Origin of the sequence: Mesorhizobium sp. M8A.F.Ca.ET.218.01.1.1 (assembly GCF_004791165.1) — a bacterium.
Taxonomy (GTDB): domain Bacteria; phylum Pseudomonadota; class Alphaproteobacteria; order Rhizobiales; family Rhizobiaceae; genus Mesorhizobium.
Map to the genome: position 1 here is coordinate 1 of NZ_SRUZ01000019.1, position 16550 is coordinate 16550.

Here is a 16550-nt window from a genome sequence, read left to right on the forward strand (position 1 = left end):
CAACAAAGTTCTTCCTGCATCGCGATCACCTGGCCTCGGTGCGCATGGTCACTGACGGCTCCGGCGCCATCGCGGAAGCCACCAACTACGCCACCTATGGCGAGCGCCTCAACACCGGCTTCCAGACTCAGAAGAGCTACATCGGCGAACGCTTCGATCCTGAAACCGGGTTGCTCTACCTCAATGCAAGATACATGGATCCAGTGCTCGGACGCTTCATTTCGCCCGACGATTGGGATCCGACCAAGGAAGGCGTCGGCGCCAATCGGAATGCCTATGCCCAGAACGATCCGATTAATAAGAGCGACCCGAATGGGCATCAATATGTCGACCCAATGGGAGGCTATTATCCCGGTTTCGACGGTAACAGTTTTCCAGGATACGAATTCAATCCACTAGAGCACCCCGGGATAACGGCAGCCATGATGGCTGCGCCACTTGCTGCAGTTGCTGGACCTGAGGTTGCCGCAGCGGCGTTCACCAGATTCCCCGGGCTAACGACGTTTTCGACCGAAGTGGTTGCTGCTGAGGCGGGAGTTACGGTCGGCAGCCTCAGTTACGCTCAGAAGACCTATAGTGAAACTTTCAGCCAGGTTGGTAGGGCAACATATTCCCAGTTGATAGGCAGCAAAATAACTACGATCGACAGTCTTGTTTCCGCAATTAAGGATGGAAAGGTTGCTGTTAGTAAACTCTCAGTTGAGTATGGTGTGATAGATGGGAAAGGGTATATGTTGAACACGAGAACTGCGATAGCCTTAGAGCGGGCGCAGGTGCCGCGATCACAGTGGAATTTGGTCGACATTACGAAAGACAAAGATGCCATGGCACGTCTGCGTGCTCAACTCCAGGACCCGCGGAATCAAATGCCGCCAGGCCAAACCATCTCAACGCCGACAAGTAATTTCGCCTCTGGAGGAGGCCAAGCCGGAGGAAGCCAAGCTGGTGGAGGAAGTTCTGCTGCAGGAAGCTCGGCCGGAGGAAGCTCGGCCGAAGGATCCTCCAGATCCTCTTGGGCGGGAAAGTAAGCTAATGGGAGGCAGTACGATGAAAGAACTCCTGCAACTCCCGTTCGATTCTAGCGGGTATGGAGATTTGTCGTTTTTGTACAGAGGACTTAATCTTCGCCTACAATTCAGATACCGGAATATCACTCTTGGCGATGTTGTGGGAGAACTAGTTTTCGAATGGTGCACATACATGTCTATGAATGGAACGCTAAAAGATTACGAAGATATATTTTACGACAGGGTCTACCTAAAAGAGCGTATCCAGGCCAGAGGCGTAGACTATAATAGGTATGTAATTATGCTTAGCGGCAGCGATTTTCAATTCAATATAATTTCTAAGAATTTCACTTTTGAAGATTCCGTACAGTCAGATATATTTCTCCTCGACCGCGATGACTGAAAGAAGGAATTGCTACACCTATCCAGTTGATAGATGTGGCGAAGCTGTTTTTATTCGATTGTCACACGCCTTGATCCATGAACAACTCCGCACGGCCAGCTTCGACGCCTTCGATCACCGCTTGTGCGCGACTATACACATTGAGCTTGCGCACGATTCCGGGACATGCGCCTTCACCGTGGCCCTCGAATTGAGGTGATAGTGCACTCTTAGACCCTGCTCAAAACCCAGCCTGATCCCTGACAGCTCCGAGCTTCGTACACCTTCCTTGCGCAAAATCTCCGAGATATGCGCCTTCACCGTGGTCTCGCCGACCTGCAGTTAATGGGCGATCTGCTTGTTGAGCATGCCTTGGTGCAGCATCTGCAGCACGCGCAATTGCTGCGGCGTTAGTCTGGCCAGGCGCTGCACCATGTCGGCGCGGTCGGTGCTGTCGGGGTCGAGCAGCTGGCCCTCCGGCACGGAGACGGCGCCGTCCATCACCGAGCGGATGGCGGCGGCGAGGTCGCTCTTCCTCGCCGACTTCGGTATGAAGCCGGCCACACCATAGGACAGCGCCTCGCGGATGCCGTCGCAGCAGCTGAGAATCATCCCGTCGGCCAGCCGCCCCAGAAACCTGTGACTAATCCCGCCTACTCCATCTTGTTTCACACGCGCTCCCAACACCGCCTGTAAAATGAAAAACACGCGCCCCGGCCGAGAATCAGCCGTGGCATGCATGGCAGGGCATTATGGCGACGTATAAGGCACAGGCCCTGGATGGCTTCGACTGGTGGCGCGATGAGCTGCGCGCAGCTTGGTCGAGCGTTGCCCGCAAGACAAAGCAGCCAAAGCCTTCCGACTTCACTATCACCATCGCCGATGACAGCATCCGCGCCCACGCGGCCGGCGGGCCGGAGTTCCAGTCGCCGCCGCTGCCGCTCGATGCTACCCCGGACGAGATCGCCGCACTTCTGCGCTCCGGCCGCAAACATCCCTCCGTCGCCATCCACATCGACAGCGCGCTTCTCCTGAAACGGCAGCTTGGCGCGCGGCGGCTGCCGGTGCGGCAGGCGCGCGACATGGCCGAGCTCGACCTGATGGCCTCGACACCGATCGACCCGTCGCAGGTCCATATCGTCTTTGCCGACGAGGCCGAAGGCGGCTCGTCCTATTTCGTCGTCAAGAAAAAAACCCTGGCGCCGGCGCTGGAAGCGATCCGGACGGTCGGCGGCACTGTTGCCTCGCTGACCATCGCCGATGCCGATCAGATACTGGGGCCCGACCCGCTCAGCCTGGCGGCGATCTGGCCCGCCCGCGCGCGCAACCGCTTTGAGCGGCGAGCCTGGACCGCTGCCGTCGGAATTGTCCTTCTTGGCCTTGCCGCGACCTATGGCCATGCGCAGTGGCGCAGCTGGCAAGCCGGCAGCGTGCTGGACGACGAGATCGCCAGCGCTCAGGTCGAGGCCAGGAAAGCGCGGGCCTCGCTGCAGAAGCGCCAGGCCGAGCTCGAGCAGACCGAAAAGCTGCGCGCCGAGAAAAAGAACGCGGTGCCAGTGGTGAGGATCCTGGCCGAGCTGTCGCGGCTGTTGCCCGACAGCGCCTGGGTGAGCGACCTTTCCTCAAAGGGCGACCAGCTGACAATCACCGGCTTCGCCACCTCCGCCGCCGACCTGATCCAGCCCATCGACGCCTCGCCGCTGTTTTCCGCGCCGGAATTCTCCTCGCCGGTGATCAGGGTTCCGGGGCAGACCGGCGAGCGCTTCACTATCACCGCCAAGGTGGAGGAGCCCTGAGCCGATGCTGAGCGAGATCCTCAACAGCGGTCTTTTGGTCCGCCGCTCCCTGGCGCTGGTGGTCGCCGTCCTCGTCGTGCTGGTGGCCGGCTGGCTGTTCTTTGCCGCGCTGGGCAGCGTCGCTTCGGCAAACGCCGACATCGACCAGAAACGCGAGACGCTGGGCCAGATCGAGGCCGTAGTGGCGTTGGCCAAGACGATGGAAGCCTCCGCCCCGCCGGCCGCCGCCGCCGGCAATGGCGAGTTCCTGTCCGGCGAGAGCGAAGCGGTCATTCGCGGCGCCCTTCAGACAAGGCTGAATGCGATGGCCAGTGCGAACAAGGTGGTGGTTCTGTCGGCCGGCAACGCGCCGGCGCTCAACGAGGATGGCGTCGCCTATCTCGGCCTCCGCGCCAATGTTTCAGGTACGCTAGAAGGCGTGCACGGTTTCATGCTCAGCCTCGAGACCACGCTGCCGGTGCTGTTCGTCCGTGAAGCCACCTTGCGGGTCACCAACATCGCCTCATCCGAAGGTCCCAATGTCGAGCCGGAGATCTTTGTCGAAGTGCTGTTTTATGGCGCGCTGCCGCCGGGCATGGCCACGGCCGCGGCAGGGGCTGCTCCATGATTCGGCTCATGGCAGCGCTCGGTCTCGGTCTTGCGGCCGCCGCGCTGGCGCTGACCAATGTCGTGCTCTACGAAGCGCCGGTCGACATTTCGCCGACCGCGCCACCGGCGCAGCGCAACACGCGGGAACCACAGGCCGGCGCCACGGGTCTGCCTGACGCGGTCGATAGCACCGGCTTTGCCGAGACCTTCGCGCGCCCATTGTTCACGCCGACGCGCCGCAGATTCCTCCCCTCCCCCAAAGAGCCAACGACACCGGCGCAAATGGAGGCGGTTCCGGCCACGCCGGCAGCGCCAGTGGCAAGCGCGCCGCCTGCTCCTGCGCCCGCGCTGCTTGGCATCAGCATCAATGGCGGCAGCGCACGTGTCCTGCTTAAGTCGGCAGGCGCTGAAGCGGCCAACTGGTATGGCAACGGCGAAACCATTGACGGCTGGACGGTGTCCGGTGTCGAAAAGGACGCGGCGACCCTGGAGCGCCGCGGGAAGTTGGCCCGGATCCTGCTCTACCCGCTGACACCACCCACTAGTCCCACCGGGGGCGGCGATGGTCTTTGATCGTTCCGCCGACAAGAGTGCGGGCTTCGCACTGGTCGCCGTGCTGGTCTTCATGCTGATCGTTTCAGCGATCGTCGCTCCCTTCGCGCTGACCGCGCGCAGCCGGCTGATGATCGCCGCCAACGAGACGGAGCAGCAGCGGCTGGCGATGGCCGCCGACGGCCTGGTCAATGTCGTGGCTGGCGAGCTGTTCGATGGTACGTCGAAATTGCCGCAGAATGCCCAGCCCACGCGCTGCCATGCTGGACATTTCAGCTTCGAGCTCAGCGTCCAGGATCACCGCGGCCTGATCGATCTCAACGCCGCCGACGACGAGTTGCTGGCGGAGGGCCTTGCGTCGTTCGGCTTCGATCCGCTGATGGCAGGCGAGATCGCCAAGGCGATCGTCACCTTCAGAAGCCCGCCCCACGCCTTTGCCGCCGGCGCGCAGCCGCGCTCTTCGCTCGGCCCAAGTCAGAACAAGTCTGCTGCTTTCGAATCCGTATCGGAACTTCAGGAATTTTCCGCGCTCGCCTCGATCCCCTTGCGCGATCTCTATGCAGTCTTCACCGTTGATCTCAAACAAGGAGCGATCGTTTTGGCCAAGGCGCCGAACAGGCTGCGCAATTTCATCAACACGGCATTGCAGGCCGAGCAACCGGCCGATTCTGACAAGAACCGCGGCAGCCTCTATACGGTCGAGGTCACTGCCCGTCGCGATGGCTCAGGCATTGCCGGCCATGCCGGGTTCGTGGTCGAGAGATCGGCGCTGGCCGCCACGGGCTTCGTGCGGCTCTCGCGCATGCCCGCCGCTGAAATCGATAGCCCTGCCGCATCGGTGCTCGTCATCGGCTGCGACGGACTTTTCGGCACCGCCGTGGCGCAGATATTGGCTCGCTGGAGCTAGACCATGAACGCCGCGCTCCAGACCTCCCGCATCGAAGCTTTTCTCGCCTTTCTGGAGAGCGAAAAAATCCTCACCGCGCACAGCGTTCAGCGCGCTATGGGCGCGGCTAGCACATCAGGACACCCGTTCGACACGGTGATGACCGAACTCGGCCTGATCGGCGAGCAGGAGCTGGCCAGCAGCCTGTGCCGCTTCCTAGACGTGCCGATGCTTGGCGAACTGCCGGAGGAGCTGAGCCCGCAGATGCTGTCTAGCGTGCCGCTCTCCTATCTGAAAGAAAACGCCGTGCTGCCGCTGGAGATGGATGATCGCCAGCTGGTCGTGGCGGTGGCGGATCCGTTTTCGTCGGCCAGCATTGATGCGTTGGCCTTCCACTGGGAAAGGACGCCGTCGCTGCGCGTCTTGCCGCGGCGCATGATCGGCGAGTGCATCGATCGACTGGAGCGCTCGGTGGCGGAAGAGGTATCGGTCGATGCGGGTAGCGCCAGGCCGGCCGATTTCGGCTCGGACGATCTCGAGCGTTTGAAGGATTTCGCGCGCGAGGCGCCGATCGTTCGCTTCGTCGCCGACACCATCCACCGCGCCGTCGACGCCAAGGCGACCGATATCCATATCGAGCCGCTCGAGGACCATGTGCGCATCCGCTTCCGCAACGACGGCATGCTCTCCGTCGTCGACACGGCCCCGTCGGCGATGCTGTCCGGCGTCTCGACGCGCATCAAGATCTTGGCGCGGCTCAACATCGCCGAGCGGCGGCTGCCGCAGGACGGGCGCATGCGCATTGCCGTGCGGGGCCGCGATGTCGATCTGCGCGTCTCGGTCATCCCGTCGATCCACGGCGAGGCCATCGTGCTGCGCATCCTCGACCGCGCCGGCGTCGAGCTGCGCCTGGAAAAGCTCGGCTTCGACGAAGCCGCGCAAACCAAGATCCGACAGATGTCGCGTGCTGCCAACGGCATCGTGCTGGTGACCGGCCCAACCGGCAGCGGCAAGACGACGACGCTTTACTCGGTCCTGGTCGAGTGCTCCCGCCCTGACGTCAAGGTCTTCACCGTCGAGGATCCGGTCGAATACCGCATGGCCGGCATCACGCAGCTGCAGGTCAACCCGGCGATCGATCTTGATTTCGCCACGGCGCTGCGCTCGATCCTGCGCCAGGATCCCGACATCATTTTGCTTGGCGAAATCCGCGACCGCGAGACAGCGCAGATAGCCATTCAGGCGGCGCTGACGGGACATCTGGTGTTTTCGACCTTGCACACCAACAGCGCGGCCGGAGCGCTGACGCGCCTGCGCGACATGGGCATCGACGGCTATCTGCTGGGCGCCACAATCCGCGGCGTCATCGCGCAGCGCCTGCTGCGGCGCGTCTGTCCGGTCTGCCACGGCGCAGACAATGTCGCGTCCTGCAAAAGCTGCAACGGGTCCGGCTATAGCGGTCGCACCGTGACCTATGAGATGCTGCAGGTGTCGCCGCGCATCGCGGCTCTCATCGACGAGGGCGCCAGCGAGCTGGAGATCGCCAAGGCGGCTTCGGAGGCCTATCTGATACCGATGGCGGCGCACGCGGCAACGCTGGTCGAGCGCCAGGTCACCACACTCGAGGAAGTGCGGCGCGTCATCGATCTCGGTGGAGGCGGCTGATGCCGGCATTCGCTTATCGCGCCTATCTCGCCGATGGCGCCCGGGAGAACGGCGTCGTCGAGGCGTCGACCAAGCAGGAGGCCGCTCGCAAGCTCGCCCAGCAAGGCCGCCGCTCCTACCATCTGGTGCCGGCAAGCGAGGAGAAGGCGCAGATCAGGCTGCCGGGCAAGGCCAGCTTCACGCTGACGCGGCGCGTCGATCTCAGCCGGCTTTTTGCCGAGCTTTCTGTGCTGCTCAATGCCGGTTTCACCATCGACCGCGCCTTGAATGCGGTCGTATCCGGCGAGAGCAATGCCGCCAGACGCCAGCAACTGCAGACGGTGCTCGACCTCACCACCGGCGGGCGCTCCATCGCCGATGCCTTCCTTACTCTGCCCGCCATCACCCCCGATGTTGCCGCCTTGCTCGCTAGCGGCGAGCGCAGCGGCAAGATGGCCTATATCTGCCAGCGCCTGGCCGATGCGTTCGAGGCCAGGGCCAAACGCAGGACCTCGATCATCGAGGCGCTGACCTATCCAGCCTTCCTGCTCCTGGTGATGTGCGGCGCCATGGTCATACTGGCGACGGTGCTGGTGCCGGCGCTGGAGCCGATCTTCGAGGGGTCGTCCGCCCCAAAACCCTTCACCATGCGCATGCTCTCCGGCTTCGGCCACGTCTTTAGCGACTATCCGTTCGTCTTCCCGCTCGCTGGCTTGCTGGCGCTGCTCTTCTATCTCGCCCTATCGAAGTCTCCCGCGGCGAAAAGCGTCTTCTCGCGCTGGCTTCTCAAAATACCGGTCATCGGTCAGCTGGTCACCAACGCAGTGCTTGCCCGCTACCTCGAAACTCTGTCGCTGCTGCTGGGCAACGGCGTGACGATGAGTGAGGCGCTGCGCTTGGCGACCAATGTTTCGCAACAGGCATCGTTGAAGGCGAGCTTTGCCGCGATCGAGGAGGAGGTGGCGAATGGCGAGCGGCTGCATAACGCCGCCGCCAATGCCAAGCTGTTCGACAACGCCACATTGTCGCTGATTTCGCTTGGCGACGACGCCAACGCACTTCCAGCCGTGCTCGACCGCGCCGGCAAGATGCTGCAGTCGGCGGTGACCCGGCGCGTCGATACACTGCTCAAGCTCCTGACACCGGCGATGACGATCTCGCTCGGCTTCCTTGTCGGCAGCCTGGTGGTCTCGGTGATGACGACGATCCTCAGCATCAACGACCTGGCACTGCAATGACGACATTCGCCATCGCGCCGCAACGTGAGGAAACCACCGCCGGCTTCACCTTGATCGAGATGATGGTCGTGCTGGCCATCATTGCCGTCGTCGCGGCAATAGCCGCGCCCGGCATCGTCCAGCGATATCGGTCGGACAGCTTGGAGACGCTGTCGAACGAAATCGTTTCCCGAATGCGCATGTCACGCATGCAGGCGATCGCCACGGCCCGGCCGCAGCAGATCGTCATCGATGTCGGCGGCCGCACGATCCGGTCTGCGGATAGGCCTCTGCTCGGTCTGCCCGCAGATGTCAGGATGACCGTCACCACCGGCCGCGAAACGGTGGCGGACGACCGCCAGACAGCCGTGACCTTTCTTCCCGACGGCAGCTCGTCGGGTCTGGAGATCGACCTGCGGCGCGGCGGCCAGGCGTCGCATATCGCGGTGAACTGGCTGACCGGGCTTGCCAGCCGGAAGATGAAGCCATGACGCCGGAAAACAGCGACGACGACGGCTTCTCGATCCTCGAGATGATCGTCGCCATGACCATTCTCGCCCTGGTCCTCGGCATCGCCAGCCAGACGATCGTGCTCGCCAGCCGCAGCATCGTGATAGCGCGGGAACAAATGGAGGCGGCGCGCAAGGTCCGCGCGATCATGGCGCAGTATGACGCCGGAGCCGAAAGCGGCGGGACGGCTGGGCTCGACGCCATTGCCCAGTCCGGCTGGACAGTCAAGATTCAGCCGATGGGTGACGGCAAGGCAAAGCTCGATGCCATCGTCATTGAAAAGAGCGGCGCGGCGGGAACATTTCTCACCTTCATGCCTGTCAGGCAGCGGCAATGAGACGTCTTTTTCCTCACGCCGCAATGTTCCTCCCGGTTTCATTCCGCTGGGAGAACTGGTGTGTCGAAAGGGACACGGCCGCCGGATCGCACCCGATCGCGAAACGATCGCTGATCGAAGGATTTGCGCTGATCGACGTTTTGGTGGGGCTTGCGCTTGTCGGCGTGGTTTCCGCGTTGATGGTCATTTTTCTAGGGCAGGCGCGAACGATGATGCGCATCCAGAACGCCACCCAGATGCAGATGGAGGTAGACGCGGCGACGCGGTTTCTCGAAACCGCGCTCAGCAGCGCCGAGACCCTGCCTTTGACGCAGTCGACACCGGACGACGTGATCTATTTCAGCGGAGGACCCGACCGGCTGCAATTCAATGGCGTCACGGCAATCGGTTTCGGCTCGTCCGCGCTCAGGCAAGTCCTGGTCCAGCCCGCGGGCAACAGCCTGACCATCATTCAGATGCCGCGGCGGGGCGGCGCTACAGCGGCCGACGACAGGACGGCAAACCAGGCGGTGCCGCTGATTGCCGGCGTGACCGGCATGCAGTTCGAATATCTCGACGGCTCGAAGGGATCATGGTCAGCCGACTGGAAGCTCAACCGCCGCGTTCCGGCCGCGATCCGTTTCAAACTATCCGTCGCCAGGAATGGTGCGACCTATGCGTCCGACGGCTTTGCACGGCTGAGCTTGGCAAGCCTATCCGGAGAGCCACATAACTGACGTGGCCGTTTCCCGAGCGGGGCCCTGCCCGGCCCCGGATCAGAAGGCCAGCATTAGTTAGTGACGTCCTGGTCTTCGCCGGTTCCGTCGGGCTTGCCGTCACGCCCGAAGGTTCGGATCGCGACGCCGCTGGCATCGGCCTTCAACTCGTAGACATAGGGCTTGCCCCAGGGGTCGGTGAGACCGCTGGTCGTCTTGAGATACGGGCCGTTCCAGTGCTTGTCGCCGGGCGGCGCCGTCACCAGGGCCTTCAGCCCTTCGTCATTCGACGGGTATTTGGCGTTGTCGACATAGTAGAGTTCGAGCGCGCTCTCGATGTTCTTGATCTGCGCCTTGGCAGCGCTGGTGCGGGCCGAGCCTAGATAGCGCAGCACCTGCGGCGCCACCAGCGTGGCGATCAGCGCGATGATGGCCAGCACGACGAGAAGCTCGACCAGGGTGAAGCCGGCCTCGCTTTCGTCGGCCCGCTTGTATCCGGTCGAGCCGGTACGACGAAAAATCTGCATCACGGCATCCCCAAATTCAATCCGACAGATTGTTCGAGCATCCAGCTCAAGCCCAGTCCAAGCGCAACGAACGGCCCGAACGGAACACGCATTCGCGCTGCCGCAGGTCCGGCGGCAACAACTTGCCCGCCGACAAACAGCAGCGCGGCGGCGCTGGCGATGAACAGCAACACCGGCAGAAGCAGCGGATTGATCCACAACGCCGCCGCGGCCAGCATCTTCACGTCGCCAAGCCCCAGTCCGATCCTGCCGGTGAGCAGGAAATGGCCGCGCCGCAGCACCCAGAAGACGGCCAGCGTCAATGCGGCGACAAGCAACTGCATGGCCGCACTGTCAGGCTGAACGATCAGCTGAAAACCAAGCCCGCTCACCGCGAGCGCCAAATTGAGCGGGTCGGGAATGACCTGCCGCCTGAAATCGACAGCGGCAATGGCGACCAGTATGGCGGCCAGGACCAGGCCGGCAACGATCAGGATCGCGACATTCGTTTGCATGGTCAGTAGGCCAGTCTCTTCACATCCTGCTGCAGCTTGGTACCGCCGCGCCGCTGCTGGATGGGCGTTTGCAGATTGATCTTGCCGCGGAACTCTTCCGTCACCTCGCGGGCCTCATTGATATCGCGAACGACATGCGGCTGGATGAAGATGATCAACTCGGTCCGCTTGATGCCGTCATCCTTCTGCTTGAACGCGTTGCCGATAACCGGGATGTCGCCAAGGATCGGCACCTGGGTGCGGCCGACGCTGTTTTTTTCCTGGATGAGACCGCCAAGCGCCAGGGTCTCGCCATCATTGACCATCACGCGCGTCTGGACCTTGCGCTGCTGGATGGTCGGCGAATCGATGCCGGAGCTCTTCGTTGGGGTGGCGTCGCTGACCTCCTGCTGGATGTCGAGCATGACGCGACCTGCATTGTTGATGCGCGGCGTCACCGTCAGGATGACGCCGGTGTCCTTCATCTGCACCGAGTTGATGATCGGCGCGGTGCCGTTGCCGGTGTCCTGGGATTGCTGAGTCAGGATCGGCACCTGGTCGCCGACCTGCAGGATGGCTTTCTGGTTGTTGAGCGCCATGATCGTGGGCGCCGAAATGACATTGACGTCGGTTATCGAGGAGAGTGCGTTGAGCGTCACCTGGATGTTGTCGGTCGCATAGCTCCAGCTGAAGCCTCCCGTGAAGGCCGCCGCGGCCCCCTTGGCCAGGTCGGACACCGATACCTTGGTGCCGCCATTTTCGAAGAACCAGCGCAGGCCGTATTTCAAATCGTCGTCGAGCGTTACTTCGGCGATCACCGCTTCCAGCATGACCTGTGTCGGCAAAACATCCACCTTAGTCAGGATCTGCTGGATGCGCTCATAGTCGCGCGCCGTGGTCTGGATCAGCAGCGCATTGTTCTCGACATCGGCGACCACCGTGGCATGGGCAGGCCACTCGCTGTCCTGCTGCGCCGGCAGCGAAGGCGACGGCCCGGTCAGCGGCGCCGGCGTGACGCCGTCCGACTGCATGGCGATCGGCGTCATGTCGGGCGAGACGTTCGAGCCGGCCGAGCCGCCTTCGGTCTTGACGGTGGTGCCGAGCACCGAGCTCAGGACCGAAGCCAGCTCCTTGGCCGGCCGGTTCTGGATCTGGTAGACGAAAAGCTGCTGCTCGTTGGTCTCGGCCAGCCGGTCCAGCTTGCCGATCCAGGTCGCGGCCCGTGCCAGATAGGCTGGACGCGAAGTGATCACCAACACCGAGTTCAAACGATCGTTGGGGATGAACTTGATCACCTTGGCGCCGGGACCGTCCTTGGTGCCGAAGATGGAGTCGAGTTCCGTCGCCACAGCCTCCGGCTTCGAGGCTTTCAGTGGATGCAGCGCCACCGACATGCCGCGCATCCAGTCGACGTCGAACACCGAGACCGCCTCGCGGATCGCCGCGAGATCGGTGTTGTTGCCGGCGACGGTGATGAGGTTGCGCGTCGAATCGACCCGCAGCACCGAACCCTGCCGCGTGATCGGCTCGAGGATGGTCTTCATCTCGTCGGCGGCGATGAACTGCAGCTGGATGACCTGCACTTTCACGCCGGGACCCGACGGCGAGACGGAGGGCACGCTGACCGCCGGCGTGCTCGACAAGGTCTCCGACAGCGGCACGACCTGATAGGTGCCGGCGCGTTTGACGATGCCGGCGCCGTTCACGGCAAGCGCCGATTCAAGGATATCCGACAGCGCCTCCTTAGAAACCGGCTTCGAAGTCTGCAACGTCACCGTGCCCTGGACGCGCGGATCGACGACGTAGTTGACCTGAAGCGCGTCGCCCAGCACCGCCTTGGCCGCCTGCGCCACCGGCGCGTTGACGAGGTTGAGCTCATACTGCCCGCTGCCGTTGCCGGTCACCTGAGCAATGGGAGCCGACGAGCCGACAAAGTCGCCCGACCCCTGATACTGCGCGCCATTGAAGCGCTGCGCCCGCTCCGCCGCCGAGCCGATGGTCGCGGGGCCGGTATAGCCCGCCCGCAAGGGCGAGTTCTTGGCATGCAGGCTCTCGACGGTCTCGGTGAAGAAGTCCCCGCCCGACGGCGACTGGCAGCCGCCCATCGCCAGCAGCATGAACAACACGACGCGACTGACTAGCTTGACTGGCATCTACCCGATTCCCCTGGAGTTTTACTTTAGGGCTTCTTGTTGGTGGGTGGGGGGATTGATGAAGGGCGGCGTGATCTATCCACAGGGTTGGTGGCGGGATGAGGCAGATTGCCAACCAGGCACACTTGGACGGCCGACTATGTCTGCGAGCGCCGACACACAGAAAGCCTGATCTGCATGTCGCTTCGCTGCACCAAGCAGTGCGGCGATCTTGGGACTATGAAGTGCAACGCGATAAATGCACCAATCGTAGCAACGTCTTCGGTGCGTCGTACCAAATTACGTCGGTGCGCAATCTTTTGGGTAAAGTCTTCCTCGGAAAGATTCTGGGTACCTCACAATAAAATGCGCAACGTCAAAACTCTAAGTTATTTTTCACATCATATATTATTCTATCAAAATACCTCATTATAGAGAATATATCGCCGCTTTTAGCAGGAAATATCTTTACCGTCTCCCTATTCGAAGTGATCTCTATATATTTGCTATTTTTATCATCCGGTAAAGACACGCCTGAAATATCCTCATAAAGAATGGTATCACTCTCCCATCTTTCGCATCGCAAGCCTCGTTCAAAAAAATAGACCTTTCCTGTCTGTTGATCTGCAGCATAGACTCCAATAAATTCGCCTAAAGATTGAGCAATTTCACCGGCGGCGTTTTCCTCCACCTTTGTCAACGGCCGCATTTCATAGTTCTCTAATCTTGACAGTATTCGATGCGATCTTGATTTGGCTGTCATTTTTTTTCCTACTTGTTCAACGGTATGTTAATCGTATCTACATATTGGCTTCCAACTTTTTCTGTAGTCATTCCATATCTATTTGTCAGAATATTACCCAAATCTTCGTTTGCAATGTTTCCTTCTATTCTAAGCGAGGTAGCTCCGACAGAGTTTGCGTATGCCCGCAAGCTAGAAAAAGCGTTAAAAGGATTTGCTATTTTTGCTTGGACCATATCGACTCTGACGGTCATAATTCCATCTTTCATTGTCACGGTCCCTTTCAGCTGCTTTATATCGCCCTTGATCCCCAAATCTTTGGCGGTTAATGGCCTGCTAAAGTCTTTCCGGGCTTTGTTTTGATCGCCGTCGTCCTTGTTCGGATCCGGTGGTGTCGCAGCTGTACCGGAAACATCGGGCCCACTGGGAGCGTTGCCACTGCCGCCGTCATCATTGCCTTTGACGGACAGGCTGGTGGTAGCCTTCATTCCTAACACCCCGCCTAGTAGCCCCGCCACGCCAAGCCCTATTCCATTCATACCGCCTGTCGGATTTGCTGACCAGCCGCCACCTACATTGCCGGCGCCACTTGCGCCCCCGGGCAGACTGTGCGAGCCGAGCGGATCGCTGCCGTCGCCGCGAAGTGTGTGTCCGTTGGGATCGCTTTTGTTGACTGGATCGTTCCCGGAATAGGAATACCGATTCGTCCCAACACCAGGCTTTGTCGGATCCCAGTCATCGGGCGAGATGAAGCGCACCGGTTTGGCATTTAGGCGCACCTTGTGCGGTAAATGCAGCCCAAATCCTGCCGACGCATAGACACCGGCCGTGCCGGATATCATCAGTGAGACCGTGAGCAGCACAGCCACTAGGCACTGCAGAATTTTGGCTCTCGTCGCCCTCATTACAAATCCCCGCCGCGGTGAAATCGCCTGTCGTTCTAATTCAATTTCGGGTCGCGCCATCCAAGCGCCTCTGCCGTCGCGAATGCCTGCTTGTTGGCTTGGTAGAGCTCATTCGCGTAAGTGACTTTGTCGGCCGGAATATCGCTCTGCTTCGGATATTTCTTGATGATCTCTGCATCGAGCAGCCGGTAGTAAGCCGTGCCCTTCTTCACCAGCGTGTAGGCATTGGCCGGATAGGCATCGATCAGCACATCGGCGACCGCGATGGCGTCCTCGTAGCGGCCGGTCTCCAGAAGGTAATCGAGCACCGGCGTTGCTAGTACGGATAGCGCTTCCCGTCGCGACAGCGTCTTGAGATAGACGCCGTTGGCGATCGCTTCGTCGGTCATCGGCAATTTTTCGCGATACCAGATGTCGCGCGTGAAACCGGCGCCGCTGGTCGTCTCGAGGTTCCAGGTCTTGCCCGTCGTACTGTCGGTAAACTTGACGAACGCATGCAGAGGCGCCGTCGACAGCGTCACGTTGATGCCTAGCCGCTGCCCGAGTGTGACGAACAGCGCGGGCATCGAGACGCAATTTCCTTTCCTGGTCGCAAGATAATTGGTCAGCGATTGCGACCCGGGTTTTTGTCCATAGGGGTCGGAGTGGTCGTATTCGAACGGCCTGCCATTGTTCCACCAGCCGCCCTCATAAAGGTAGGTGCGCAGCGCCTTCATCTTCTCCATGCTGGTCGCAGCGGCATCAGGCGGCAGCGTAGCGAGCATCTTGTTGACGGTGCCTACCATCCGGTCGATCTTGGCAAGCGCGCTAACATCATCGATCGCCGGATCGACAAACTTGTCGACCGCCAGCTTGGCCCGCCCAAAATCAATCTCGCCTTCCGACGCATTGACCAGCCCCCAAACGAAAGCCGCCGGGATCGATGGGCCTAAATCTCCGGCCGCTGCCGATTGAAAGCCAACAAGAAGCAACAACCCGGCGATGATTGCCGACCGGAGCGCCGGTAGGGATGCAATGCTCCGGGACTTGGAGGCGATCATGGATCGCGCTCCTTTTCGCCCGGATCAGCCGGCACGAACCGTCCCAGCACCGGATCCATGTATCGTGCGTTGAGGTAGAGCAGCCCGGTCTCGGGATCGAAGCGTTCGCCGATGTAGCTCTTCTGAGTCTGGAAGCCTGAGTTGAGCCGCTCGCCATAGGTGGCGTAGTTGGTGGCCTCAGTGATGGCGCCTGAGCTGTCGGTGACCATGCGCACCGAGGCCAAGTGATCGCGGTGCAGGAAGTATTTTGCTGCGCCCACCACCTTCACGTCGGGGTGCGGATAGCGGGTGTAGACCTCTGAGCCCGGAATCGCCGGGTCGATCTCGACGGAAGCGTCAGGATAGAGCGTGGTGGCGAAGGTTGAGGCCTTCTTCGCCCGCGCGCCGTCAGGACCATAGCTCAGGTTGACGGTGTTGGAGGCGAGGCTGACCGTCTTCAGCCGGTTGGCCTCATCCCAGGTGAGTGTCCGGCTGCCATCCGAGGTCAGGTTGCCGTTGGCGTCATAGGCCATGGCGTTGGCGCCGACACTAGTTGGCGCATGCGGCCGTGGCGCTGTCGCCGCCGGGTAGGTGTAGGTGCCGGCAACACGGGTTCGCGAGGTGAGATTGTCGTTGGCGGCATAGACGAAGGTCTCGTCGAGCGTGTTGTCGCCAAGATTGTCGGATGAGGTCAGCCGGTCGGCATTGTCATAGCCATAGGTCCAGCTGTCGGAGGCCGTCAGCCCCGTCGTGCCGGTGATGCGGCCAAGGTTATCGCGGGCATATTGATCATCGAGCAGAACGGTTCCGCCCCTGGACGTTGTGACACGCGTCACCCAGCGGCGGGTGGGCGAGTAGGTGAAGGCGGTTTTTATCCCGTTGGCGTAGTTGATCTCTCTGGTCTGGCCATCGGCCTCGTAAATGGTCGAGGTGATGAAGCCGGGTGCCGAGGCGAGCTTGTTGCCGGCGGTGTATTGCAGCGGTGAAGCAGTCGTGCCGAAGTCGAGTTGTACCGGCAGGTACTGTGTCGCCAGTGTCTGCCCGGACGCATCACGCACACTGGTCGTGGTGTGGGTCAGGCCTGCGATGGTGGCGTCCTGGCGCCCGACCTTGCTGAAGCCGTCGTATTTGAGGCTGT

17 protein-coding genes and 1 pseudogene are annotated in these 16550 nt (G+C 61.3%); 10 read left to right on the top strand and 8 right to left on the bottom strand.

Features of this window, described 5'->3' with window-relative positions:
* A partial coding sequence (locus tag EN861_RS35660; RefSeq protein WP_189343806.1) for an RHS repeat-associated core domain-containing protein occupies nucleotides 1-1028 on the top strand: 1028 nt, incomplete at its 5' end.
* Between the two features lie 706 nt (nucleotides 1029-1734).
* On the opposite strand, the pseudogene EN861_RS34015 reads toward EN861_RS35660, so the two are convergent.
* Nucleotides 1735-1977: pseudogene (locus EN861_RS34015) on the bottom strand (DNA-binding response regulator); the annotation flags it as partial.
* A gap of 164 nt (nucleotides 1978-2141) precedes the next feature.
* Between EN861_RS34015 and EN861_RS34020 the strand changes: the two are divergent.
* The 9 genes from EN861_RS34020 to EN861_RS34060 are packed head-to-tail and all read left to right on the top strand — an operon-like array spanning nucleotide 2142 to nucleotide 9635.
* Nucleotides 2142-3185 carry a PilN domain-containing protein gene (locus tag EN861_RS34020; protein WP_135867809.1) on the top strand — a complete coding sequence of 348 codons (1044 nt, stop codon included), beginning with the start codon at nucleotides 2142-2144 and terminating at the stop codon, nucleotides 3183-3185.
* Between the two features lie 4 nt (nucleotides 3186-3189).
* On the top strand, nucleotides 3190-3792 hold the full coding sequence (gene gspM, locus EN861_RS34025; protein WP_135867810.1) for a type II secretion system protein GspM: 603 nt from the start codon (nucleotides 3190-3192) through the stop codon (nucleotides 3790-3792).
* The gene (locus EN861_RS34030) at nucleotides 3789-4346 is read left to right on the top strand and encodes a hypothetical protein (protein ID WP_135867811.1); all 558 of its coding nucleotides are present in this window, start codon (nucleotides 3789-3791) and stop codon (nucleotides 4344-4346) included. Before gspM ends, EN861_RS34030 begins: the two co-directional genes overlap by 4 nt.
* Nucleotides 4336-5232 (top strand): general secretion pathway protein GspK, encoded by an 897-nt coding sequence (locus EN861_RS34035; protein WP_135867812.1) that lies wholly within the window; start codon nucleotides 4336-4338, stop codon nucleotides 5230-5232. The genes EN861_RS34030 and EN861_RS34035 overlap by 11 nt, the downstream gene beginning before the upstream one ends.
* 3 nt (nucleotides 5233-5235) lie before the next feature.
* Entirely contained in the window at nucleotides 5236-6876 is a 1641-nt protein-coding gene (locus EN861_RS34040) for a GspE/PulE family protein (RefSeq protein ID WP_135867813.1), read from the top strand.
* On the top strand, nucleotides 6876-8093 hold the full coding sequence (locus EN861_RS34045; protein ID WP_135867814.1) for a type II secretion system F family protein: 1218 nt from the start codon (nucleotides 6876-6878) through the stop codon (nucleotides 8091-8093). The genes EN861_RS34040 and EN861_RS34045 overlap by 1 nt, the downstream gene beginning before the upstream one ends.
* Complete coding sequence (locus tag EN861_RS34050; RefSeq protein ID WP_135867815.1) at nucleotides 8090-8563, top strand: GspH/FimT family pseudopilin; 474 nt, start codon at nucleotides 8090-8092, stop codon at nucleotides 8561-8563. Before EN861_RS34045 ends, EN861_RS34050 begins: the two co-directional genes overlap by 4 nt.
* Nucleotides 8560-8919, top strand: coding sequence for a prepilin-type N-terminal cleavage/methylation domain-containing protein (locus EN861_RS34055; protein WP_135867816.1), 360 nt, complete (start codon nucleotides 8560-8562; stop codon nucleotides 8917-8919). Before EN861_RS34050 ends, EN861_RS34055 begins: the two co-directional genes overlap by 4 nt.
* The gene (locus EN861_RS34060; RefSeq protein ID WP_245512173.1) at nucleotides 8916-9635 is read left to right on the top strand and encodes a general secretion pathway protein GspJ; all 720 of its coding nucleotides are present in this window, start codon (nucleotides 8916-8918) and stop codon (nucleotides 9633-9635) included. Before EN861_RS34055 ends, EN861_RS34060 begins: the two co-directional genes overlap by 4 nt.
* A gap of 53 nt (nucleotides 9636-9688) precedes the next feature.
* On the opposite strand, the gene gspG is transcribed toward EN861_RS34060, so the two are convergent.
* From gspG to EN861_RS34095, 7 genes are all read right to left on the bottom strand, one after another.
* Nucleotides 9689-10141 (bottom strand): type II secretion system major pseudopilin GspG, encoded by a 453-nt coding sequence (gene gspG / locus EN861_RS34065; RefSeq protein WP_135867817.1) that lies wholly within the window; start codon nucleotides 10139-10141, stop codon nucleotides 9689-9691.
* Nucleotides 10141-10635 (bottom strand): A24 family peptidase, encoded by a 495-nt coding sequence (locus EN861_RS34070; RefSeq protein WP_135867818.1) that lies wholly within the window; start codon nucleotides 10633-10635, stop codon nucleotides 10141-10143. Before EN861_RS34070 ends, gspG begins: the two co-directional genes overlap by 1 nt.
* A gap of 2 nt (nucleotides 10636-10637) precedes the next feature.
* The gene (gene gspD / locus EN861_RS34075) at nucleotides 10638-12767 is read right to left on the bottom strand and encodes a type II secretion system secretin GspD (protein WP_135867819.1); all 2130 of its coding nucleotides are present in this window, start codon (nucleotides 12765-12767) and stop codon (nucleotides 10638-10640) included.
* Nucleotides 12768-13122: 355 nt separating this feature from the next.
* Nucleotides 13123-13509: a hypothetical protein gene (locus EN861_RS34080; protein WP_135867820.1), complete on the bottom strand. Its 387-nt coding sequence runs from the start codon at nucleotides 13507-13509 to the stop codon at nucleotides 13123-13125.
* Between the two features lie 8 nt (nucleotides 13510-13517).
* A complete protein-coding gene (locus EN861_RS34085) occupies nucleotides 13518-14357 on the bottom strand; it encodes a hypothetical protein (protein ID WP_135867821.1) in 840 nt (279 codons plus the stop codon).
* Between the two features lie 71 nt (nucleotides 14358-14428).
* Nucleotides 14429-15433, bottom strand: coding sequence for a transglutaminase family protein (locus EN861_RS34090; protein WP_135867822.1), 1005 nt, complete (start codon nucleotides 15431-15433; stop codon nucleotides 14429-14431).
* A partial coding sequence (locus tag EN861_RS34095) for an RHS repeat-associated core domain-containing protein (RefSeq protein ID WP_135867823.1) occupies nucleotides 15430-16550 on the bottom strand: 1121 nt, incomplete at its 5' end. The genes EN861_RS34095 and EN861_RS34090, both read right to left, overlap by 4 nt.

Excerpts from the sequence above, each read along its gene's own strand:
- EN861_RS34055 (WP_135867816.1), top strand. The coding sequence starts at position 8,560 with ATGACGCCGGAAAACAGCGACGACGACGGCTTCTCGATCCTCGAGATG.
- EN861_RS34035 (WP_135867812.1), top strand. The coding sequence starts at position 4,336 with ATGGTCTTTGATCGTTCCGCCGACAAGAGTGCGGGCTTCGCACTGGTC.
- EN861_RS34040 (WP_135867813.1), top strand. The coding sequence starts at position 5,236 with ATGAACGCCGCGCTCCAGACCTCCCGCATCGAAGCTTTTCTCGCCTTT.
- EN861_RS34070 (WP_135867818.1), bottom strand. The coding sequence starts at position 10,635 with ATGCAAACGAATGTCGCGATCCTGATCGTTGCCGGCCTGGTCCTGGCC.
- EN861_RS34080 (WP_135867820.1), bottom strand. The coding sequence starts at position 13,509 with ATGACAGCCAAATCAAGATCGCATCGAATACTGTCAAGATTAGAGAAC.
- gspG (WP_135867817.1), bottom strand. The coding sequence starts at position 10,141 with ATGCAGATTTTTCGTCGTACCGGCTCGACCGGATACAAGCGGGCCGAC.
- EN861_RS34090 (WP_135867822.1), bottom strand. The coding sequence starts at position 15,433 with ATGATCGCCTCCAAGTCCCGGAGCATTGCATCCCTACCGGCGCTCCGG.
- gspD (WP_135867819.1), bottom strand. The coding sequence starts at position 12,767 with ATGCCAGTCAAGCTAGTCAGTCGCGTCGTGTTGTTCATGCTGCTGGCG.
- EN861_RS34060 (WP_245512173.1), top strand. The coding sequence starts at position 8,916 with ATGAGACGTCTTTTTCCTCACGCCGCAATGTTCCTCCCGGTTTCATTC.
- EN861_RS34030 (WP_135867811.1), top strand. The coding sequence starts at position 3,789 with ATGATTCGGCTCATGGCAGCGCTCGGTCTCGGTCTTGCGGCCGCCGCG.
- EN861_RS34050 (WP_135867815.1), top strand. The coding sequence starts at position 8,090 with ATGACGACATTCGCCATCGCGCCGCAACGTGAGGAAACCACCGCCGGC.
- EN861_RS34020 (WP_135867809.1), top strand. The coding sequence starts at position 2,142 with ATGGCGACGTATAAGGCACAGGCCCTGGATGGCTTCGACTGGTGGCGC.
- gspM (WP_135867810.1), top strand. The coding sequence starts at position 3,190 with ATGCTGAGCGAGATCCTCAACAGCGGTCTTTTGGTCCGCCGCTCCCTG.
- EN861_RS34045 (WP_135867814.1), top strand. The coding sequence starts at position 6,876 with ATGCCGGCATTCGCTTATCGCGCCTATCTCGCCGATGGCGCCCGGGAG.